13 protein-coding genes are annotated in these 25,107 nt (G+C 39.2%); 5 read left to right on the top strand and 8 right to left on the bottom strand.

The window, feature by feature from the left end:
• Positions 1–2: 2 nt before the first annotated feature.
• The 5 genes from DW121_RS05555 to DW121_RS05535 are packed head-to-tail and all read left to right on the top strand — an operon-like array spanning position 3 to position 7,118.
• Complete coding sequence (locus DW121_RS05555) at positions 3–3,035, top strand: efflux RND transporter permease subunit (protein WP_118323225.1); 3,033 nt, start codon at positions 3–5, stop codon at positions 3,033–3,035.
• Positions 3,036–3,037: 2 nt separating this feature from the next.
• Positions 3,038–4,321 carry a TolC family protein gene (locus DW121_RS05550; RefSeq protein ID WP_117712831.1) on the top strand — a complete coding sequence of 428 codons (1,284 nt, stop codon included), beginning with the start codon at positions 3,038–3,040 and terminating at the stop codon, positions 4,319–4,321.
• Positions 4,322–4,352: 31 nt separating this feature from the next.
• Complete coding sequence (locus tag DW121_RS05545) at positions 4,353–5,378, top strand: sensor histidine kinase (RefSeq protein ID WP_118323224.1); 1,026 nt, start codon at positions 4,353–4,355, stop codon at positions 5,376–5,378.
• Positions 5,371–6,147, top strand: coding sequence for a LytR/AlgR family response regulator transcription factor (locus DW121_RS05540; protein ID WP_117712833.1), 777 nt, complete (start codon positions 5,371–5,373; stop codon positions 6,145–6,147). Before DW121_RS05545 ends, DW121_RS05540 begins: the two co-directional genes overlap by 8 nt.
• Before the next feature lie 59 nt (positions 6,148–6,206).
• Positions 6,207–7,118 (top strand): DMT family transporter, encoded by a 912-nt coding sequence (locus DW121_RS05535; RefSeq protein ID WP_117712834.1) that lies wholly within the window; start codon positions 6,207–6,209, stop codon positions 7,116–7,118.
• Positions 7,119–7,157: 39 nt separating this feature from the next.
• Here the strand turns inward: DW121_RS05535 and DW121_RS05530 are convergent, their stop codons facing one another.
• The 8 genes from DW121_RS05530 to DW121_RS05495 all read right to left on the bottom strand — a co-directional run bounded on the left by DW121_RS05530 (position 7,158) and on the right by DW121_RS05495 (position 25,097).
• A complete protein-coding gene (locus tag DW121_RS05530; protein ID WP_117712835.1) occupies positions 7,158–8,225 on the bottom strand; it encodes an acyltransferase in 1,068 nt (355 codons plus the stop codon).
• Positions 8,226–8,328: 103 nt separating this feature from the next.
• Positions 8,329–11,550, bottom strand: a complete 3,222-nt coding sequence (locus DW121_RS05525; RefSeq protein ID WP_118323289.1) for an alpha-mannosidase — start codon at positions 11,548–11,550, stop codon at positions 8,329–8,331.
• Between the two features lie 158 nt (positions 11,551–11,708).
• Positions 11,709–13,568: a glycoside hydrolase family 127 protein gene (locus DW121_RS05520; protein WP_118323223.1), complete on the bottom strand. Its 1,860-nt coding sequence runs from the start codon at positions 13,566–13,568 to the stop codon at positions 11,709–11,711.
• A gap of 38 nt (positions 13,569–13,606) precedes the next feature.
• Complete coding sequence (locus DW121_RS05515) at positions 13,607–15,235, bottom strand: glycoside hydrolase family 43 protein (RefSeq protein WP_118323222.1); 1,629 nt, start codon at positions 15,233–15,235, stop codon at positions 13,607–13,609.
• 44 nt (positions 15,236–15,279) lie between these two features.
• Positions 15,280–19,266 (bottom strand): hybrid sensor histidine kinase/response regulator transcription factor, encoded by a 3,987-nt coding sequence (locus tag DW121_RS05510; RefSeq protein WP_233555775.1) that lies wholly within the window; start codon positions 19,264–19,266, stop codon positions 15,280–15,282.
• 46 nt (positions 19,267–19,312) lie between these two features.
• A complete protein-coding gene (locus tag DW121_RS05505; protein ID WP_233555774.1) occupies positions 19,313–20,848 on the bottom strand; it encodes a glycoside hydrolase family 28 protein in 1,536 nt (511 codons plus the stop codon).
• Positions 20,849–20,859: 11 nt separating this feature from the next.
• A complete protein-coding gene (locus DW121_RS05500; RefSeq protein WP_233555773.1) occupies positions 20,860–22,329 on the bottom strand; it encodes a glycoside hydrolase family 28 protein in 1,470 nt (489 codons plus the stop codon).
• A 26-nt stretch (positions 22,330–22,355) separates the two neighbouring features.
• Positions 22,356–25,097 (bottom strand): glycosyl hydrolase, encoded by a 2,742-nt coding sequence (locus tag DW121_RS05495; RefSeq protein ID WP_118323219.1) that lies wholly within the window; start codon positions 25,095–25,097, stop codon positions 22,356–22,358.
• Positions 25,098–25,107: the final 10 nt, after the last annotated feature.

The following is a 25,107-nucleotide window of genomic DNA, read 5'->3' as shown; positions in this document are numbered from 1 at the left end:
TTATGAAGCTGGTAAAATACTTTTTACAGAAGAAATCCGTCACAATCCTGTTATTGGTATTAGTATTGGCAGGCGGATTACTGGCATACGTCAAAATGGGTAAACTGGAAGATGCCCCGTTCACCATTAAACAAGCATTGGTATTAACACCCTATCCGGGAGCATCCCCTTCGGAAGTCCAGTCACAAGTCACAGACATACTGGAAGAATCTATCCAAGCATTGGGTGAACTCTATTATCTGAAAACGGAAAACCGTGCCGGACTATCAAAAATCACCGTTTATGTAAAGAAAGAAACTCGTGCCGACGAGATGCAGCAACTCTGGGACAAACTGCGCCGCAAGGTAAACGATGTACAGAACAAACTGCCTGAAGGAGCCGGTCCTTCAGTTGTAAATGATGATTTTGGTGACGTATTGGGCGTTTTTTACGGGCTTACGGGAAGTGGACACAGTTACCGAGAACTTGAGAATCAGGCCAAACTAATAAAAAATGAAATTCTGAAAGTAAAGGACGTAGCTAAAGTAGAAATCTACGGTACACAGACACCCACCATTGATATTTCTGTTAGTCCTTCTGTAATGGCCCGTAGCGGTATCACTATGGCAGATATCTCCCGTGCTTTCGAAGCTCAAAATAAAGTAGTGGATGCCGGCGGTATAGATGCCGGTTCCAACCGCTTACGCATTGAGTCCACCGGAAATTTCTATTCTTTGAACGATATACGCAACCTCACGATTGTATCACACACCGGAGAACACTTCCGTCTGGCAGACATTACCCGGATTGAAGAAAGCTATCAGACTCCGGCAAGCAACCTAATGCGTATCAACGGGCAGCCTGCTGTCGGTATTGCCATTTCCACCGTTCCTACTGGCAATGTGGTTGACATGGCAGCTGCTGTCAAAGAATCCCTTGAACGACTGTCGGGAAGTATGCCCGAAGGATTTGAACTGGTTACTATTTACGATCAGGGATACGAGTCGGCAATTGCCAACCGGGGTTTTATCCTTAATCTCATTATATCCGTACTTACCGTAGTTGCAATCCTGCTCTTTTTTATCGGTTTGAAGAATGGGCTTCTGATTGGCAGCGGATTGGTATTCTCTATTTTCGCCACCTTGATAGTAATGCTGTGTACTGACATCGCCCTTCAGCGTATGTCATTGGCAGCTATTATTATTGCTATGGGAATGTTGGTAGATAATGCCATCGTGGTATCCGACTCTGCGTTGGTAAATATGCAACGGGGTATGAGAAAGCGCGTCGCCATTATGCGCGCTTGTTCATCCACCGCCCTACCGTTACTGGCGGCAACCATCATTGCCATACTGACGTTCCTGCCTATTTATTTTTCACCTCATATCACCGGCGAATTACTTTCCTCATTGGTAATTGTTATTGGTGTTTCATTGATGTTTAGCTGGGTATTCGCACTGACACAAACCCCGTTCTTCATTCAAGAATTTGTACGCCGTCCCCGACCAGAAGAACTGAAAAATGCCTTGTTCGACGGGAAGTATTATAATATGTTCCGCCATTCTCTACATTGGGTTATAAAACATCGCTATGCCACAATAGGCTGCATGATTTTGCTTTTAATACTCTCTGCATGGAGTTTTAAATTCATTCCCAAAGTATTTGTACCTGCACTGGACAAACAATATTTCACGGTGGATGTCTGGCTACCCGAAGGCACTAATATTGATGCAACCAGCAAGATGGCAGAAGATATGGCGGAATATATCCGTACATACGAAGAAGCGGAAATGGTATCCACCTTTATCGGTAGGACTCCCCCCCGTTATTACCTATCCAACGTGGCTTTCGGACCACAGTCCAATTATACGCAATTACTGGTAAAATGCCACACCTCGAAAGAATCGCGTCAACTTAACGCTACATTACAAGACTCTATTCGCCTGAAATTTCCCGAACCGCTCATCAAAGTGAACAAATTTGAGCTAAGTCCGCTGACAGAAGCCGTTATCGAGGCCCGCTTTTTAGGTCCTGACCCGGCTGTACTCGATTCCCTCGTTGGGCAGGCAATCGAAATCATGCGTTGCAATCCCAAAGTAGCGGACGCCCGTAATGAGTGGGGAAATATGGCATTGATGATACGCCCAGTTTACGATCCGGTAAAATCGGGTGAACTCGGCATCACCAAAGCACAGATGATGCAGTCTGTTAAATCTATCAGTGACGGTGTACCGGTAGGCATCTATCGTGACAATGAAAAGAAAGTCCCCGTTCTGCTGAAAACCGAAGGATACAACATTACAAATGCCAGCTCTTTAGGCAACTTCTCCATGTGGAACGGTGAACGTTCCGCCCCCTTATCACAAGTAACGGAACGTATTGAAACAACTTGGGAGTTTCCTCAAATACGCACCTATAACCGCCAGCTCAGTATGGCTGCCATGTGCGGCGTAAAGCCGGGACATACAATGGCAGAGGTACATGGAGAAATCCGTAGCGAAATAGAGTCCATGCCGCTTCCCACCGGCTACACATTCTTTTGGGACTCGCAATATAAGGATCAGGGTGAAGCCATGCAGGCTATTGCCAAGTACTTTCCACTGGCATTCCTAATGCTGATTGTTATCTTGGTAGCGCTGTTTGGAAATTTCCGCCAACCGATCATTATCTTGTGTATACTTCCTTTATCACTTATAGGTGTTGCTGTCGGAATGCTACTTACCGGATTCGAATTCGGTTTCTTCCCCATTGCAGGTTGGTTGGGATTACTGGGTATGATTATCAAGAATGTGATTGTACTGATAGATGAAATCAACATACAACGCCGCGACGGTGTCCCTGCCTATACAGCCGTAATAGAATCTACCGTTTCTCGTACACGTCCTGTATTAATGGCGGCCACAACCACAATTCTCGGCATGGTTCCATTATTATTTGATATTGCCTTCGGAGGTATGGCGGCCACGATTATTTTCGGATTAACATTCGCCACTTTGCTGACGCTATTTGTCACTCCGGCATTATATATCTTATTCTATAAAATAAAAACTAAGTAAACATGAAAACATTCTATACTTTACTGTTCTGTTGTTTGTGTGTCCAGCCCGTATTTTCCCAGCAGAATTCTCTGCTGGAAAAATATAGGGCAATGGCTCTGAACTATAACCACGATCTGCATGCCGCAGACAAGAACATCGCTTCCAGCATGGAACTGATGAAAGCCGCCAAAGCCGATCTTAAGCCCAAATTATCGGGTGATGCAAATTTTCAGTACACCGGAAATCCGATTGAGCTTACCATAAATCTTCCCCAAACGCCCCTTCTCACTTTCGAGGGGCGTGATATGAAATACGGTGCATCTCTGTCATTAACACAGCCTCTCTACACAGGCGGCCGCATCCTTGAATCTATCCGTCTGGCAAAACATCAACAGTCCATGAGTATTCATCAGGCAGAACTGCTCCAATCTTCTGTATGTTACCAGACAGATATGCAATATTGGAATACCGTGGCTCGTTTGGAGCTCGTGCGCATAGCCACAGATTACCGTAACTCTATTGCTTCATTGGCACATACTATCCGTGAGCGTGTTGAAGCTGGACTTGTCGATCCCCAAGATCTTCTCATGGCAGAAGTAAAACTCAATGAAGCCGAGTATCAAGTATTGCAAGCCCAAAACAATTTTGAAACCGGTCGTATGGCACTCAATTCCTTAATAGGTGTGAAACTCGAAGCTGAAACGAAAGTAGAAGATACCATCCCTACGGTTCCTCTCTCCGATAATCTGATGATGTCCGGTGGCAGTAACCGTCCTGAACTGCTTATAGCATACGATCGGATAAAAATAGCCGAAAGCCATGGTAAGCTGACAGACTCTAAATACAAACCACAACTTTACATCGGAGTAGACGGTAGCTACTCTTCTCCCGGCTATGATTTCAAAACCGACCTTGATCCCAACTATGCTATATATGCAAGATTATCCGTTCCCATCTTCGAGTGGGGCAAACGACGCAACGAAAAGCGTTCTTCCGCTTGGAAAGTAGGCATGGCAAACGACTATCTTAACAAAGTGACCGATGATGTAAACCTTGAGGTACAAACTGCACGCACTTCCCTTTCACAAGCTATAAAACAAGTAGAGCTCACCGGAAACTCTCTTGAGAAAGCACGAGAAAATGAACAAAAAGCATTAGAACGTTATGAAGAAGGGAAAACATCCATCATGGAAGTTATTGAAGCCCAGAACTACCGGCAAGCCTCACAAATAAACTACATACAGGCTAAAGTCTCTGCGCAGGCTTCTTACTCCAGTTTGATAAAAGCATTGCACAGATATTGAATTCTCCCAAAACATTATAACTTTGTCCCCCATGAAGTGGAATAATCTGATATACGGCATTCTGTTCTCTGGATTAGGAGCCTTCTCCTATATCCTTCTGGTAGACTATACAAATCTATCTCCTCATATTGCTGACGCACTCTATTCCCGCGGGGCATTCATCTATTTTATCTTGGCATTCAATGTGCTGGGGTATGCTACCCTTCGTCTCAGTTCATGGATTAGCACACAATATGCTGTGAATATCCGCTCACGATGGAAGATTCCTGCCATTTATCTGATAGTCATGTTGCTCTTCCTGTTACTTAATTACGGGCTGCTTGCCAGTGCCAAAATACTGGCAGGAGCAACATATCCATTCGCCATCCAGCCAAGAGGATGGTGGCTACTGATTACTATCTGGCTTGTAGAACTCGTTATTCTGGGATTATTACTGGCAAACCGTTCTATCCAAAAAGCATTGAAACTACAACAAGAAGCTGCTGTATTGCAAGCCGAGAATGATACGGCGCGCTATACGGCCCTACAAAACCAATTAAACCCGCACTTTCTTTTCAATAGCCTTAACACCCTCATTGCCGAGATAGAATATGACCCTAAGAATGCGGTACACTTTACCAAGCATCTGTCCAGTGTCTACCGCTATGTGCTGCAAAGTCAGGACAAAATGTTGGTGACACTTGGCGAGGAGTTAGAATTTATTCGTTCCTATCTGTTCTTGCACGAAGTTCGCCTGGGTAATTGTCTCACATGCCAAAATAACGTTTCGGCAGAGTATACAGAAAGAATGTTACCTCCCCTCACCTTACAATTATTAATTGAAAATGTCATTAAGCATAATTCTATTACCTCCAACAAGCCTATGGTTATCACTATCTCTATCGAAAGTGAATATCTGTCTGTCAGCAATCCAGTGCACCCCAAGAAAAGCATTACATCATCCGGAATAGGGCTGGCAAATCTTGCCAAACGCTGTAAACTGATGTCCGGCAAAGATATAATCATCGAAAACGAAATAGAACTATTTACCATAAAAATCCCTTTGTTATATGAGTAATCCCACTGTTGCCATTATTGAAGATGAAATTCCGGCAGCCCGTCTGTTACATTCCATGATTGCCCGCCTACGTCCGGAGTGGAACATCACAGTTATTCCCGGTAGTGTAGAGGAGGCAACCGAATGGTTTGCCTCGCATCCTCACCCTAACCTTCTTTTTCTCGATATACAACTGGCTGACGGTAACTCATTCGACTTTCTGGCAGCTGCTCATCCCTCATCCACTATCATATTTACAACTGCCTACGATCAGTATGCAGTCCGCGCTTTTACAGTCAACAGCATTGACTATATACTGAAGCCGATAGATGAACAGCGTTTGCAGGACGCCATTGATAAATATGAACGCTTGCAGCAACACAGCAATACACGCCCCGAAGACTACCTGACAACCTTACTAAACGCTTTACAATCCAAAGAAGAAAAACAATACCGCACTCGTTTCCTCATATACCGTGCCGATCGTTTTTGGCCTTTACAAGTCAGTGATATCGCCTATTTTTACTCAGAAAATAAAATAACCTTTGCAGTCACCCGTGACAATCAGGAATATGTACTCGACCTATCACTGAACAAACTTTCCGAACAGTTGGATCCGGACCGATTCTTTCGCGCCAACCGTCAGATTATCCTGTGCATCGATGTTATAGACCATGCTGAGCCCTACTTTAATGGAAAAATATCAGTAACAGTGCGTCCACCCTATAAAAACAAAATAACAATCAGTGAGGAGAAGCTTAGTGCTTTCAAACGCTGGCTTAACTTTTAATTCAAAAGAAAAACGTATCTTTGCAGCCAATTTTATCAAACTACTCACTTTCTGCAAGCATGAAAAAAGGACTGCTATATGCTATATTTGCATCTATACTATGGGCTATTGTAAACCCGTTTATCAAGCAAGGGCTTAGTTATGATTTCACTCCGATGAATTTTGCCGGTATTCGTTTCACAAGTGTCGGCATTCTACTTTTTGCCTATACTTGGCATAAAGGTATGTGGCAGGAAATCAAACAATACCGCAAACTGTTTCTGAACCTGGTATTCATCAATATGTTCATGGGCTATACCGCCTTCTATTTCGGAGTGGACTTCGTAAGTGGAGCTATATCGTCTATTATCATGGGTATGACACCTCTTATCAACGTACTGCTGGCACACTTACTGGCGAGCAATGACAAGTTGAACGGGTATAAAATAGTGAGCCTCATCGTCAGCCTCGCAGGACTATTGCTGATTGTAGGCATGGGCAGTGATGGTGAGCCGCTGGACTGGAAAGGTATTACAGGTATTGTACTGTTGTTACTCAGCATTATCTTTCAGGGGTATTCTGCCATTTCTGTATCCGAAGAGAAAGGCAAAATCAATCCTGTTTTTCTAAACGCCGTACAAATGTTCTTCGGTGGCTTGCTTATCTATATCATAGGACTAACAACAGAGGGGTATCACTCTTTCATTGGCAAGCCTACCGGATTTTATATCAGTCTGGGCATTCTGGTGTTCATATCTGTCTTTGCATTCAGTTTTTGGTTTATGGCATTACAGAGCAAAGGTACAAAAGTCAGCGACATCAATATGTGCCGCCTCATCAATCCTATTCTTGGGGCTGTATTAAGCTGGGTGATGCTTGCGGACGAATACCCTACATTCAGTACCGTAGCCGGTATGTTGGTAATCGTCAGTTCATTGGTCATCTACTTCAAAGGAGCGGAGATTGCAAAATACTTTAGTACCGGAAAATAACCTACAAAAGTAAGAAGCAAACTCTACTCCCATTTATCATTACCCTATTATCCATTTGCTACCGGGCAAATAGGAGATAAGTTTTGTAGTGACATAACAACTGATAAAAGTAAGTACGCTAATAAGCGGGATAGCTACTGCAACGGATGTTTGCGGCTGAATAAATGAAACCCATAACGGCAACCATAACAAATGCATCAGGAACATACCGTAACTATTTATGGAAATACTTTTTATCAGACCATAAATCCTATTTTCCTTTTGAATAGTAGTAAACAACAAGAATGCCCCAAAAGTAGCTACTACACAATTAATTATGCAGAAACACCATGCGATTTCCAAATCAGAAAGTTGTTGAGGGGTGCCGGGTTTAGCTTGCAGATAAAAGCTAAGAATAGTAAAGGATGTACCGCCCAACAAGCAGACAAACCCGATAACGGAACGTTTGAATCGACTCCAATCAATGTGATAGCGAATATAATGTCCCAAAATCAGATAGCCGGGATAACCACTGAAATCGTACAGCATATAATACTGATTCCACCAACACTGCCCCAACACATCACCATAGAATTTATTCACAAACGGCAAGCAGGTAGTCAACGCCCACAAATATAAAAACATACGTTCCTGTTTAGCCGTAGCTGTACGCAACCAAGGCGAGAGAATAGGAATAAGCAGGTAAAGTCCGATAAGAGGATACATAAACCAAAGATGAAAAGCATTCATCGGAAAATTTAATGGCAGCTTACAAATAGCCACGCACATTTCTTTCCAACTTCCCCCATCCTGCCATATCGGAAGTACAGCATAGATAACCATAAATATAGCCATAGGTGGCAAAATACGGAGAAAACGCCGTTTAAAGAACTCTCCCCACGGCTGATTTTCTTTCATAGGAACCAACAAATAAGCTGAAGTGATAACAAACAAAGGCACTGAAATGCGACTCATCCCATCCCAGATAGCAATCCAAAGTTTGTGTGATTCTGAAAGAATAGGCACGTCACCCACCCCATAAAACGCTTCACCGGCATGCACCATCATCACTAAAAAGCAAGCAAAAACTCGCAGATAATCCAAAAATACAACTCTGTCCTGTTTCATATGATTGATTTGTGTTTTTGGGGAACAAAAGTAAGAAAAACGATACAAATAATTGATATCTAACACTACCTTATTTAGAAAATATCGTGATATTTCATTTTTATTAGTTCATCTTTCGATTTAAAGTTTTCACTTGACAAGTTTCGCTTTTATTTGCTGTACGGAATAACTTAGAAACGGGACAAACGGACAAAGTATTATCGTTGACCAAAGTAGCTGCAAAGATGACAATATCCTTATTGTCAGGCAATACTACCTCTGTAACCTTAGCCGGTAAATCAATGGCCAATTTGAACATATAGGTAAACTCATAAGGATGATCACCTTTACCTGAATGGCGGTGCGTACCCACATAAGCCACTTCTACATCTTTCAAATAACCTTCCGTATGTCCTGTGTGTCCCCATTGACCAATAAAACCAGTATAGGAAGGTACAATAATTTCCTGTTCAGACCTACCTACGCGAAATACTCCCTGCACATCTTTTTCAGAAGCGGCAGCCGCAAGAATATAAAGACGATTATAAACACTGTCTACAGGCAGTTTCAATGTATCGCCTTTACACGCCATACCATTAAGTTCTTCATAGGTTTCCAGTTTAAAAGGTACTCCATGCATATTTATCTCAGCCGGAACTAGTTCTGCAGCGTAAGAATAACCAGACTCAAAGTTTGCCGCTGTCTTGAACTCATTCCAGCTGAAGCACTTTTTGTCATAAGTAAGAATCAACGGTTTACCGACCGTTTTCGCTTTTCTCGCGGAGGCAAAGCGTATCTTGTAAGTTTTAATACTATTGGGATTGACAACCACCTTTAAACAATTTCTGTTGAATTCTGCCTTATCAATAGTTTTTTCTGTACCATCTGCCTCTACAGCCGCTATGATGTCATTAGCAAAGACTATTGAGGCTTCTTGTACCTGTTCTCCTCCTGTCTCATATACACGCACCACATATTCATCCGAGCTTTCAGCCTTCTTTAACGCCTTAATAAGAACATTCCGATTATTTGAGAAAGCTAAAGAATAAGTCTTTCCTAATTCACCATGATGTTTCCCAGTAATGAATGCCTTAATGCGTTGATTTAACAACTCAGCTTCCTCACGAACCCGTACTACATCCAAAGTACCTGTATGACCTATCAGACTGTAAGTAAAGGTATGATAGCCAAAGTCCTGACAATTTTGATAAGCATAGTGTTCTTTTGTTTTCGGAGTATGCAGCAAAGTAAGACGCAAAGTGTTATTATCAGGTTTATCCCAGCCATACTTACTGTCATTCATCACAGAAACCCCATAAGAGCCATTGCTGTCTGTCAAATCTGCCCAATATTGAGCATATACTTCGTAAGCAGTCGAAGTATTGTTACCCCTCTGCACACTGCCTACACCCAAGTCGTAAGTAGCTTTCTCATTATCCAAATTGAAAGGAAACTCAGCTTTTAATAAAGAATTGGTAGACTGCCAATCTATTTCATTAATGAAATCTATTCGATGCGCCAACGCACCTTCATATAGATGAATATATTGGCGAAAAAAAGAGTTGCCGTGAGACTTCTCCACACAGAGGGTTTTACGTAATTTACCATTCTCGCACAAAGTCACCTTCACATTACTAGTAATAGAAACAGGGGTGCTATCTACAGTTTTCTTCAGTACCTCCCAGGCGGGCCAAGAGAACGATTCATTTTCTGTAAAAAGAGCTAAGCGAATAGCTTTGCCGGCTTTCACCAATTCTTTGCTATTTTTCTTGTCGAACAGTGAAATTATATCACCATTTTCGTTTAACCTCAATTTGTAGAGTGAATTTTCAATACTTGTGGCTTCAGCAGTAGCTACCCTTTTTCCGTTACCTGAAAAACGTACATCATAAACCACATAGCCCATAGCGGGAACAGTGGCTTCTACCAACAGGCGCACGTTTCCATCAGTATATGAAACTAACTGTGAATTTACCTTTTGACCTTGTTCATTATACACAGTCACTTCTTTGGGAAAACGAGGAGTTTCTATCTCTATACTCACCACATCGGTAGCCTCAAAACCGGAAGCATTATAAAACACTATAGGAGTACCCTTAACTTGAGTATCAAGATTGTTTGCCACGCTTTTCACAGCATAAGTGAGAATACCGGAAAATTGCTTCAAAGAAAGTAACTCATCATTCCAAGAGAATTCATAAGCACGAGGAATACTAGTACCAGTCAAATCATCATGGAACTGATGGAAGATAAAGCGTTGCCATGATTCTGTCAGGCTTGTTCCCGGATATTCTGCTGTCCCAAGCAAGGCAGCAGCTACAGAGGCTCGCTCTGCTGCATCTCCTAAAAGTTCATTTTGACGATTATAAAGCTTCATAGCAGCCTGTGAAGTATAACAACCTGTACCATGAACATCCATTAACAGTTCACCATCGAATACCGGAAGCTCAGGATGGATATCATAAGGTTGGTATGATTTGAACAGTTGATCACTCGTGGCACTGATAATTTCTAACGGTCCTTCTCCTTTAATACCCTTTTCCACAGAAGCAACAGAAGCAATAGTGGGAGATCCACCCATATCACCCGTTCCGTAATAACGGTAAACAGTATTCAGTGGAGTACGTTTGGAAAACTCTAATAGTGTCTTATTGTTGGAAATATCCTCATTGTTCCAGCGGTGACCATAATAATATCCATGAGCTAACATGATGGAGGCACCATCTATACCTCTCCACAAACCAATGGTGAAAGGATGTTTACTTTCACCATAAAAAGGATTGGTACGCCAGTCTAGTTTCTGTGAAGAGAAGCCTATCAACCCACAATGAGAAGCTACAGTAGGAAGTGTCCAGCCAAAACCAAAACAGTCGGGCAAAAAAATGTCAGTACTTTCCACTCCCAATTCTTTACGATAGAATTCCTGCCCCAACATAATATTGCGAATAAATGATTCAGTAGAAGGAATCAGGGTGTCAGTTGCATCCCAACTGGCTCCACTTACATGCCAACGTCCTGCTTTTACAAAAGTCTTCATTAATTCGTATTCACGAGGATAATACTCCTTCATCCAAGCATATTTTACACCTCCTTCAAAGTTGAAAATATAGTTAGGATATCTATTTAAAAGAAAGATATTCTGGTTCAAAGTGTTCCAGATGTACTCCCGGATAGTGGTTTGAATATCCCAATTCCATTGCGTATCCAAGTGTGCATCTGCCACCGCATACACTTTCACCTTTTCCGCTATCATGGTTTGAGCTGACAATTGTCCGCCTATAATAACTGGCAACACAGTTTTTGCTATCAAACAGATCCTCTTAGCCAGTATTCGCTTTATTTTCATAATAGTTATATTATATATCATTAATTAAGAACAAATGAAATTATCAGCAAGTACTATGCGGATAACAATAATCCAATTAATGTATTATATTTCTTCATTAACCTTTTTTTGTCAGAAACTATCACAGGAGTACACAATCACCTATATTAGGAATTTCACTATTTTTTATAGTCAATCCATACTTTCATGTTACCAGCCTCCATATTATCCCATGCATAGTAAGGAATTAGGGTAAAAGTCTTTTTTCCATCTTTGGCAGTAATTTGCTGAACACCATTCAGAAGATTCACATTAAAATTGGTCTTAAATGATGTCTTTGGAGAAATATGGATTCCTTCAATTGTGCCTTTGTTTTGAGCATCCTCAATACAATAAACCAATGGGCCACGCTGAATAGCACGCTTTCCTATATTCTGCTTCACCCTGATATCAGATTGCACAACTTCTACTGGCATATCAAAATCCAATTCTATATTATCGCCTGAGTTCCATTCGGCTATTACTACATATCCCTTATCAACCACCTGTTTTTTAACTTTCTTTCCATTAATGAATAAATTATACTTTTTACACCATCCAGGAATACGCAAACGCAACTCCTTATTGATTTTTTCATCTGCATTAATAGTAAATTTAATTTTTCCATCCCAAGGATATTTCGTCTCCTCTTTCATAGCTACTTGGACTCCATCCACATTGACTTCTGCCACATTGCCAATATAAAGATTCACCCAAATAGCATTATCGGAGATACCGTAAATATAGTTACCAATAGAAGGGAGAAAGCGCGATAATTGACTCGGACAACAAGCACAACCGTACCATGGAAGACGATGATGGTCTCCCTTGGATTCAAGGGGATTCACATAAAAAAAGCGATCACCATTGAGAGAAATACCTGCCAGTGCACCGTTATACATAGAACGTTCCAGTACATCAATATATTTAGAGTCACCCGTGAATTGATTCATACGATGATTCCACAATACCATACCAACCGACGCACAAGTTTCGCAATAAGCTTCTAAATTAGGAAGATCATAGTCCTCAGTAAACCCTTCGTTGTGACGTGATGAACCTATACCGCCCGTTATATACATATTTCGTTCCACAACATCAGTCCACAATCTATTAAGCGCATCAATATATTGAGGGTTGTGTTTGATTGCAGCGACATCAGCCATACCACAATACAGGTACATACAACGTACAGCATGACCACCTATACTTTCCATTTCCGAAACAGGAACTTCATCTTGATAATACGATTTATCCCAATTACTCTTATCACCCTTAGTACCATAACCATGCCCGCGTTGCTCCAATAGCCAATTAGCGAAATCCACGTATTTGGATTCCCCTGTTGTTTGCGCCAATTTTACAAGAGCCAATTCTATTTCTTCATGTCCAGGTACCCAATGACGTTTATTTGGTCCAAAAAGTGTCATCATATGGTCTACCATATGTGTAGATACATTCAATAATGTACGCTTTCCCGTAGCTTTATAGTATGCTACAGCCGCTTCAATCATATGACCAGCACAATACATCTCATGCTTATCCATATTTGTCCAACGTTTATCCAACCCAGTAAGGGTATAAAAAGTATTGATATATCCATCGGGAAGTTGGGCTGCCGCCATTTTATTTATCCATTCATCTGCCTTTTTCTCCAGCTCAGGATTTGGGTTATTGATTAGTGAATAGGCAATACCTTCCAAAGCTTTATAAACATCCGAATCGTCATAAAAAATACCAGAATGCTTCCCTGAGTTTTTTGCCGCATTCTCAAAATTCCGTATCCGCCCAGTTTTATTTTCTATTTGATCTATACAAACAGGTAGTGTATTAGTAACATGCTTTTTCAGACGAGGAGACCAAAAATCATCCTGTATACGAACTTGAGAAAAATCCACCTGATTAATCATTTTTGTTTGCGCAAAAAGTGTTTTATCACCACCCGTATAGCATATTAATGTCATACCACAAACAAGAATTGTTTTAGTAAATTGTTTCATTGTATATTATTTATTCGTTATATTTATTATTTTTCAAATTAAAATCCCGTATATTCAAACCAAGAGAATGTCGCTGTTCGTTTACTTACTTCTCCATTACTGGAAGCATACATACCCACATATGGACCGATAAAACCACGAGCCACATTCGTACTACAAACAGTTGCATCCACCTCTTCACAGAGCGCACGCATATTCTCACTTGATTCACCGTAGTAAAAAGCATATTTCAACCCATCACCTTGAATAGAAAGAATGATATTGTCTGCTCTATACGGAACATGAGCTAATATGGCTTCTTTCCCATTTTTGACTTGAATTAACCTCAGTTCACGAGGAGTATCTCCTTTACCCGCTATAGTCAAACGATAATGAAAACGATCATTTTGCATAATTACCATACCTGCCTCCTCATTGGGCTTGCTTGGATTGAATTGCATGGCACAAGCTGTATAAAACTTATGATGTTCCACGCGACGAGCAATCAAAGAAGGATTCACCAACTCACTTACACGCTGAGGTCTCAGGTTGATTTGGAGTTTAGAATCTTTTAACTCATACCACTTCTCAAAAGGAGTACGCAAAAAATTCCAGCAATAAGCTAATGATTGTCCATTAAATTCATCCTTATTATCAGGCCTTATTACTGGACATTCAGGAAGTTTAGGAAATTGTTCTTCCATGAGTACCCTTCCTACTCCCGGATTAAAAATAGGCTGGTCTCCCTGAAATTCTACAGAGGTCAAAAAGGTTTCACGTCCTAACATATTAAATCCATTTACAGGTCGTACACCAAGCATCACACTATACCAATCTCCATTTTGAGTTTGTACCAAGTCTGCATGGCCTATTGTAGTAATGTCAATATCATTGCCTAAATGACGATGCGTCAGTACAGGATTACAAACAAACGGAGTATATGGACCAACAACATTATCCGCAGTAAAAATAGACACAGCATGGTTCTCCCATGTGCCACCTTCAGCAATCATCAAATAGTACTTCCCTCTAATTTTATATATATGCGGTGCCTCAGCATAAGGGCTATTGATAGCATATCCGCTTGAAACTATATGTCGTTCGCCAATAAATTGCCCTGTCGACGGATCGAGTTGTTGCACATAAATACGATCTTCAGCCGGATAACGACGGGGCGGTATTTTATTATCTCCATTAATACTACCACAGTACCACATAGTCCCATCTTCATCAAAGAATAGAGATGGATCGATACCAGGTGCATCTTTAATAAAGATGGGTTCTGAGTAAGGTCCTTCGGGAGAGTCTGCTGTTACAAAAAAATTGCCTCCACACCCTGTAGCTGTACAAATCACATAATATTTGCCTTGATGATATCGAATGGTAGGCGCCCATAATCCATTCGATGCCTTCAAGCCATCTTTCATTTGTAATTGAGAAGGGCGATCAAGCACGTGCCCTATCTGCTCCCAGTTTACCAGATCCTTACTATGAAAAATGGGTAAACCCGGGAACCATTCAAACGAAGAAGTTACCATGTAATAATCATCCCCCACTCTACAAACAGAAGGATCCGGATGAAATCCTGGAAGAATAGGGTTCTTAAACGTTTTTTGCGCAGATACATTAAACGAAAACATTAGTAAAAATAATGCAAGATACGTACGTACCCAAATTGTTTTGTTCATCTTAGTCTATTATTTAAAAGTTAATTCATTATTCTAATTCTATTTCATTCTGTCGAGTTACTACTACTTCCAGATTGCTTTATAAATTCTTTAGGAAGCATACCAAAATGTTGATGAAAACACTTTGTAAAGTAAGATGCACTAGTAAATCCAGTAAGGGATGCAATCTCATTAACTCTATAACCACTTTCACACAATAGAGAAGCCGCACGTTTTAATCGTTGCAATCTAATATAATCATTAGGCGTAAGGTCTGTCACCCCCTTTATTTTTCGGTGTAGGCTCGAACGGCTCATATTCATTTTTTCTGTCAGTACATCCACGCTAAATTGTGTATTATCTATGTTCTTTTCGATAATTTCATTCATTTGCTTCAAGAATAACTCATCTGTTTTTGTAAGTGCTACAACATTTGCTTCAATGAAAGGGCGTTTGTAGAATAACTCTTTAATGGACTTCCGATTTACAAGCAGATTTTGAATTTGTGCCATAAGATATTCTAAAGAAAACGGCTTTTCGATATAGGCATCTGCTCCCAATTCTAATCCATTTATACGGCTCTCCAAATCCGATTTAGCACTTAATAAAATTACAGGAATATGACTGTATTCTACAGTCTCCTTAATATTTTTGAGTAACTCCATACCATCCATATTGGGCATCATTATGTCACTTACAACAATATCGATATCAAACTCCTTAAGTACTTTCAATGCTTCCAAACCATCAACAGCCCTATACACATCGTATTTATCCATCAAACGTTTCGATATAAAGTCCTGCATCTCTATATTATCTTCAACAATCAGCATAGCTGACTTCTCTGAAAACTTCAAATTTGTCATGGTAACAGGTTCTTCATCTTTCGGTTCAACATCATCTACTCTTGTTTGATGGTAACTTGGTAAGTTCAGCACAAATCGGTTTCGTTCTATACACGCGGTATCAAGTATCAGTGAACCTCCATGTAATTGTGCTAAAGAACGTGCCAATGGCAGCCCCAGCCCTCTCCCGGAACTTATCGGTCCCTGAGATGAAACTTGCACAAAAGGTTCAAAAATAGCTTCTCTCATTGTTGGCTCAATCAATTCCCCGTCGTTTTCAACAATAATACGAAAACTGCTATTTGTTACAGCGGTTAATTCTACCTTGATTTCTGAAATTGAATATTTTGAAGCATTTGTAAACAAATTACTTATAATTTTTGTAAATGCTTCCAAATCTACATCAGCATATAGAGAATCTTCGGGCAGTAATAATGAGAACTTACGGCCATGCTGTTCACTCGGCAACTTAAAACGCCTATAAATAGACTTAAGTAACAGATTTATATCAGCACGTTCAAAGTTCAATTGAACCCTTCTTGTTTCCACTCTCTGAAAATCAAGTAACTGATAAGTAAGTGAAAGCAAACGCTCCGTATTTCTCATCATAGTATCCAACGTTTCCTGCGTATTCTCATCTAATGATTTATTACGCATTATGTATTCTAGCGGAGTCTTTATTAAAGTAAGCGGAGTTTTTATTTCATGAGCTATATTGGTAATAAATTCCAATTTAGCATGGTAAGATTCACGTTCCTTTTCATGTTCCAACTCTTGCATTAACTTCTGATGCTTCTTATTCACTTTCTGCTGATTGTAGGACATGAAAATCACGATTAATACCAATATCAATACGCAATAAATAGTATATGCCCACACACTTTTCCACCAAGGACCATGTATATGTATAGTAAGTGAACGAGCTTCATGCCATTGTCCTGCACTATTTTTAGACCTGATTTGTAATATGTACTTACCTGGACGTAAATCTGAATATGAAATACGCTGCATATCTGTGTAAGACCAATCTTTATCAAGGCCTTCCAACCTTACACAACAAGCATCATTTGTAGTTGCCGCATATTTCAATACAGCAAAATCAAAACTAATAAAGTTTTGGTCATATTCTAAATCCAATTTATTTGTATGAATAATGGAATGCTTCAAAGGCGAGTCTACTCCAGGAATAACTTCTTTATTATTTATTTGGAATCCCGTTAGATATACAGTTGGAAAACTTAAATCATCTTTAACATTGAGAGGATCAATAACAGCTAAACCTCCAATAGTTCCAAAATAAAGCTTTCCATGATTATCTTTATATGCAGAGTTATAATTAAATTGATTGGAAATCAATCCCTCACTTTTGGTAAATACCCGAATATTACCAGACGATGGATTAAGTCGTACTAAACCACGATTAGTTCCTACCCAAATATCCCCAAAGTCATCTTGAATTGGGCTGAAAGCTGTATAATCAGGGAAACCATCCTCAATAGTATAGTGAGAAAATTGTTTATCTTCAGGGTTATAACATAATAAACCATGTCCAATTGTGCCCATCCATAACCAACCATCCTTATCTTCATAAACATCCACAATCTTATTAATTAAATGTCCGGTTTGTTTTTGAATCTCAGAAATAAAATCAATTCTTTTTGAATCATAAGTATAACATACAAGTCCTCTACCTACCGAGGCAAGCCAAATATTACCATGACGATCTTCGCAAATATTATGTACATACATATTAGAAAATCCGTTCACCTGCGTAAATGTCCCATCCTTAGGACTAAACCAATATAATCCACCTTGCGTGCATATCCAAATACGATCTTTTCTATCTTGATAAATAGCATAAATTGAATTTTGTACATTGTAACGCTCGTCTGATATGTAATACCTTTTCACCCCCCCAGTATTCAGATTATAAACATTAAGTCCACCAGAGTATACTCCCACGTAAAGTTCATCATCAATTACACATAGCCCATGAACATTATAATGTTCCAAATGGGCATCAACAGGAATAATATTTTTTTCTTGAGAATTAAAGTAGTTCAAACCAGCATCTTCTGTTCCAATCCAAAGATTGCCCATGGAGTCTGGCCTTATTTCTCTTACAACCCTTCCTCTAAGAGATATTCTAGTCACTATTGGATAATATGATTCAATATACCGATTCTCGTTAATGGACATATAGTTGATGCCACCAAAATAAGTACCAACCCATAGTCCATTCTCACTATCGCGATAGACAGCATAAATAGCATTGTCAGAAAGCGAACGCTTATCAAAATAATCATTTACACATTTTGATGCCTTCTTTTGTATTTCATCATAAAGATACAACCCTGTTTCTGTTGCCAGCCAAAGCCCATTCTCACTTATTTGTATATCATGTACATAAAGAGACTCACCTATCCCCTCCCCTATTTTCAAACATTGAGTGGTCTTATCATTTAAATCGTATCTCACTACACCTGAGTATTGAAAGCCCATATAGATAAAATGTCCATTGCCGGTTATTACCTGCATACCATCATTCTCGGCATTAAGGCAATCTATTTTAACTGTATGATAATTTCCTGTTGTATAATCGAATTGTATCAAACACTCTTTATCACCACCAATCCAAACATTATCATCATTATCAATCCACATAGCTGTAGCAGTGATATTTGTCTCCCCAACTTTTAAATTGCTAAAGGGATAAAATTGACATTTACAAGTTTGGGGATTATAACTATATATTCCTTCATCCTTTTCCAAAAAGAATAAAACACCTTTTGCATTTGCCTTTACAGACAGAATCATTCCTTTGGGAGTACGTCCATCTGCAGTTTTGATATGTACCTGCTTCAAAGAGTCTCCTTGAGTATCATAACAAAGGATACCTTGAGCACCTATCCAAAGTGTACTATCTGGAGCCAAGCATAGTGAAAAAATACTATTTATGTCTTGAGAATTATTTGGGGAACATTCACCCTTATAAACTTTCACTTTGCTACCATCATAACGATTCAAGCCATCGCGTGTAGCAAACCACATAAATCCATACGCATCCTGCATAATGGCAGTAATGTCATTGTGAGACAAACCATCATCCATTGTAAGATGTGAAAAATGATATTGTCGTACATCTGCATTTAGTGTAGTACTCAAAAGCATTACCAGGACCATTAAACAGATACGTATAATTTTCATATTTATAAACTCTACTTATTAATATAATAGTGATAGGTTCTCAAATTTACTTTACGAATTCATTGATTTTTAAATTCAAACCTTCTTCTGCAGAAACGGGCTTTCCTTGCACAGTACAGCCTGCAATATTTACATTTCTAATACAGAACTGTGCATTTTTGCCTAATATTTGCGATTCTACCCCATCCATGTTCGCTAATATATGTATATCTTTAACTTCTACTCCATCAATTGTACAATTTCCAGTACATTCACGCCAACTTTTATCAGTAATTTCAAAATCAATTAACCTAGGGGCTTCATTACCTGGAAATTCAAAACTTTCAATATAAAAATTCTCAAATCGTACTTTTTCAATATGAGTGGAGTCGAATGCATTGATAACCATTGCTCTTTTACACTTCAAGATATCAATATTACTGAACGTAATATTACTAAACTTCCTCACGCAAGTTTCAGTACCAATCTTCGCAGCAGCCGAGTTACTCATAGTCAGAATCCTGTCAAACAAAATATTTTCAGTTGTCCAAATTCGTTCATTGTCTAGCCCTTTAACGACCACATTATCATCACCTGCATGAATAACTGCATTTATGAGTGAACAATCTTTCGATGAATCAAAATCAATTCCATCTGTATTGGTCCAATTTCTCACAGGGCGATTATTCAACACCTTGAGATTTCTGAAATGTACCTGCTCTGAACGATACACACGAGTATTCCAAAAAGTAGGGTCACGAAGTACAACACCATCGAAAACAATATCCTTACAGTTAGAAGCATAAACTAAATAAAATTCACGAGCACCATTTTTGCGCAATCCACTCCAACCGGCTCCATCTATTGTGCCATATCCCAATATGCGAAAGTGGCTTACGCTATCTATACGAATCAAACATTTCTCCTGATAGTCATTAGGATTAACACTGCCCATAATCAACGCATCATCTGCCAAAAATAATGTAAGATTACTGCGCATATTAAGCTGTCCAGTTCGATAAATACCTTTAGGAAAATACAGCACACCCCCTTTTTGAGCTGTTTCATCAATGGCCTGCTGTATTTTATCTGTACAAAGCGCATTTCCTGTACCGTCTATATCATAATCCTTTATATTCACAAGAGCCTGATTCTTAAACCCAGACCGGTAGTCTATAAATGGATTAATAAGCAGATAAAGATCCTCCATATTGTTAATTTTTACCATAAAAAATCCAGGTCCATCGACCGTAAAAGTCAACTTATTTCCAACAACTTCACCGTGAATATCTTTTCTTAATGGGCTTATGCGATAACTTTGAATATCTTCCTGAACTGTTACCATAATCTTTATACTTGCCTTTCCATCACAAACCACTTGTGTGTAATGAATAGGAATATCCAATTTTGCCATTTTCTCAACAGCCGCTTTCACTCCGTTAACACTTACACAAAACTCCTTACTAAGCGGTTCATCACCTAATGCCGGAAGCAAACGGGGTTCATTGACTGACTCACAGGCAATAAATAGAAAACCAACAATAATTACACTAAATAATATTTTTACACATTTTCCCATATTTCTCATTTTAAAAATAAACATAGACTTCATTATTATTTGCGGAACTGATTACCCACATATCTCACATTACTACATTCTTTTAGATTGATAAATTTAGTTTCATCAAGCATAGGCATTACACAATCCCTCAACAATACTCCTTCTGTGCGGAATACATCAATAACAGGAGTATCTTTTGAAGTAGTATTACCTATCAAATTACTAAGTACAATTTGATTACCATGCGTTATATTAAATGATGATTTTCCATTTATATTCAGTAATTCTATATTACGTAGAGTCAAATTCTTCACATAACTGGCCTCTAACCCTTGTTTACACTCCATGCGAATATCCTCTAACAAAATGGACTGTGGAGGAGCTTCTGCCAATCCTATAATATTAATAGCCTGCTCTATATTCGTCCCAATAATGTCTTTGAAACGAATATTTTTGAAGAACGGAGTTGATTCTGTTACTGGATAAATCTTCCCACTAATCCCCTCGTACCCCATATCAATTGAAATACCTTCACGCAGATTCTCCATGATGATTCCACTTGCAAAAATATTCTCTACTGTTCCACCTCGTCCACGCCCAGTCTTCACACGTAAACCACGTAACGTACCTTTAAAAACGCAGTTCATAACTGTTACATTTTTTATACCTCCTGACATTTCGCTACCTATTCCCACTGCACTACGTCCATGAGCAAACGTACAATTCGATATAGTAATATTCTCACATGAAAGACCTTTCTTGCGTCCATGCTCATTATAACCAGACTTCAATGTTATACAGTCATCACCACAATCGACATAACAGTTTGAAATCCTCACTCCATTACAACAGTCTGGATCAATACCATCTGTATTAGGGGATTCATAAGGTTGAATAATAGAAATGCCATTAATAATAACATTTCGGCAATACACTGGGTGTACTGTCCATGAGGGAGAATTAGTTATAGTCAAATCCGAAATTTTCACGTTTTCACAACGGTATAAATTAATCATACGCGGACGTGGATACTTCAACGGTGAACCCTCAGGGTTTTCAGGTTCACGTTCTCGAATACCTGCAGCCGTACGCATTTTATCAGTTTCCCAAAAGGCATCCCACCATGCCTTTCCCTGTCCGTCAATTCGTCCACGACCAGTGATTGTCACATTCTTCAGATCATGTCCTGTAAAGAGTGAAGCATATACTTTTCGCTCAATACCCTCCCAAGATCCATCTATAATAGGTGTGTTTGCTATATCATTACTAAAATAAATTGTGGCTCCAGAACAGACTTCAAACTCAATATTGCTTTTCAAGAATAAAGGACCACTTACATAATTGCCTGCAGGTACAATAATTTTCCCGCCTCCTTTATCAGAAGCAACATCTATAGCCTTTTGGAATGCCTCCGTGCAAAGTGTATAATTCCCAACAGCTCCATAATCATTCACATTGAAATATTGCCCCAATACCATCAGTGGCATCATGCAACAAATCATAAACAAATATACTTTTTTCATAAATTGTATGTTATTTTATTTTTCAGTCAATCTTCATGTTTACAACATCTTAATTCTATTGGGCCCAACACTCCCGATGGAACACTATCCCACAGTTCAGCACTAAAGTTACGATATGCAACATCCACTAAAAAAAATGTTTGCCATTTCACTTCATTACGATCCATCCATATCATTCTATTTGCATCAAGGTTACGTACCTCGATACGAAGTTTATTATTCTTCTTTTTAAGTAAAGAAGCATTAATATTCAGTTCAAACGGTACTGACCACAATTCCCCAACATATTGATTGTTTATCCAAACTTTAGCTGTTTCACGAACATCACCTAAAGCAAGTTGATAATTGTCACATTTCACTTCTGGCAGATTGAAAACTGTTTCATATACTCCTATACCACTAAAATACTGCGCCATAGTATCCGGAGCCTCAGTCCAACTTCCTATAGTAGTAGTATGATAGGAGGCAGGAAGTTGCGGTTTCCCTTCTTTGAAAGATACATTCCAATCACCATCTATACGGAAAGAAGCAATTGCATTATGATAGTTCCATGCAGAAGTATTGCTATCTGCAAATAATTTGATAAAACAGGATTCCCCCGGCTTTAATTGCAAATAAATTCCCTTATCTGATTTTTTAGCTACCCCCTCTTCACCTGTCAACGGATTATAAAGCGTTATATTCTCTGCAGTTTTACCGAGTTTAACCCAACCTTCTTCAAATTCATTACTTTGATTAGCTACAAAGTAAATTATGCCTTGTTTATTCCGCATACGTATGAATTCCAAGTTTTGAGTGCCAAATTTCTCTTGTACCACACCAGAACGTTTAATAGCATTGCAAAACTGAGCATCTATTTGCACATTATTGTAACCTTTTATCTCATCCAACAATGAATAGAATTCTTTACGTTGTTTTTCAGAGACATGATAACCTGGAATGTCACGAGGCATTCTATATGCAAAAACAATTTGAACGCCTTTCTCTGCAAACAGCCTGAGTTGTTGTAACGTAGAAAGTGGCATACGCTTGCAGCAAGGCACAACAATAGTAGTGTAAACTGATTTTCCAGGCGTTACTATTTTACCATTGACAGCATTTGACATTACAATCTGCCTATCGGATATATAATCAAAATCAAAGCCCTCACGTTTCATTGTACGTGCAATATCACCAATGTCCTGACGGTAGAACCAAGTGTCAGGATTGTGTATGGTAAACATCTTTAATTTACTTCGACTATCTTCATCGTCCGATTCTGTCCAAAAATCATGCATAGGTACATAAAGTAGTACCTCATTATCTGTTGAACTATTTTGTAGTAGATGTTGGCAACGCGCAACATAGAGTGAAAAGTTAGGGATTGTTTCCTTGAAAGCACTGGTTATTCCAAAATTAGCTGCAGGATAAAACCTCCATCCTGGAAAATCTATTTCTTTGGGTGAATAAGCGCCACAAGTCAACATTATATGGTTGATTCCACTAATATACAACTCATCAATTTGTGGTTTTGCCTGTGATAATGCCACCTTAAAGTGATCACCCAACCAAGTAGCAGTTTCCGATGACGTGAGAGACTTACCCATTACATGCGATGCCGATGATGCAAATTTTAATAGCATCTTATCCGGGCGACCAAAAGATTTCTCGTTATATACCTTGTCAATCCGCACATTCTTTATATTCAGCGGACTGGCGCCAAACGATTCAGTTTGAGGTATATCTGAAGCACCATATAGATCAAGCCAATTAGCCGGAGTTCCATGAGCTTGTTCCACAGTCTTTACTCCATGATTATTTGCCCACTCATGCCATACTTTTACAAAATTATCCAATAAAAGATCAGACACAGTTTCACGATAATCACACAATACTCTACGCGCTTCATCACTTCTGTTCGAAGGATCAAGTAAGTAAAGTACTTCTCTTAGATCATAACCTCGACGTATTTTGAATTCATCCAGCAATACAGGAGTATAATCAGCTCCATAAACCTCATATGAATCATTGAAAGTTGAGCGCAAATCTGACCGTGACTGAAACAGAGCATCAAACCTTTTCAAATATTGTTGAACCGTATTTTTATCAAAATGGTCTATTACCAACCCTTCACCTCCTAATCCTGAACGCTTTGTCCGTTGTCCGGTAGGACAAGAAAATAAAGCATATACATCATATTTTTTTGCAGGAAATGTGTAAGACAATATACCATCTTTATTAATATGCTGAGTAAGGTCTATATATTCTCCATCAGTAGAATAAGCACTTAGTACCTGAATTTCACCTCTGCCCAAAGTATCTACTTGGATATTTACTTTTTCTTTGGGTATTGCTGTAAATACGCGAGTCACAACTGAATATTTAGCACCCATTTCAGGAGTGACATTAGGTCCTCCAAAAGGCCAGGCAGAAGTAAGTGATGCATCAATTGCCAGCCCGTTGTTTTTAAAATTAGTAGCAGTATAATTCAACATTCTAATCCAGTCTTGACTCATAAAGGGAATAAACTTCTCTTTATAATCATCAACCCCATATGTGGCTGCAATGCTGGCACCACCATAACCCATTTCTTTAAACTGTTGCAGATGCCAGTCCAACCCTGCACAATCCACTGCACTACCCAACCAGTACCACCAAAGCCATGGACGTTCGGTTGCAGTAAAGTCAGAAAGTTTTTGTTTCAATTCTTGTGCTTGTATAGAAAAGCTTTGAAAGAGCAATGAAATTACCATACTCTTTAAAACCCAACTTTTTATTTTATTATTCATTTTGTTTGTA

The sequence above is a fragment of the Bacteroides sp. AM10-21B genome, assembly GCF_003472565.1.
GTDB classification, from domain to species: domain Bacteria; phylum Bacteroidota; class Bacteroidia; order Bacteroidales; family Bacteroidaceae; genus Bacteroides; species Bacteroides propionicigenes.
This window is presented reverse-complemented; position numbering and strand designations above follow the sequence as displayed.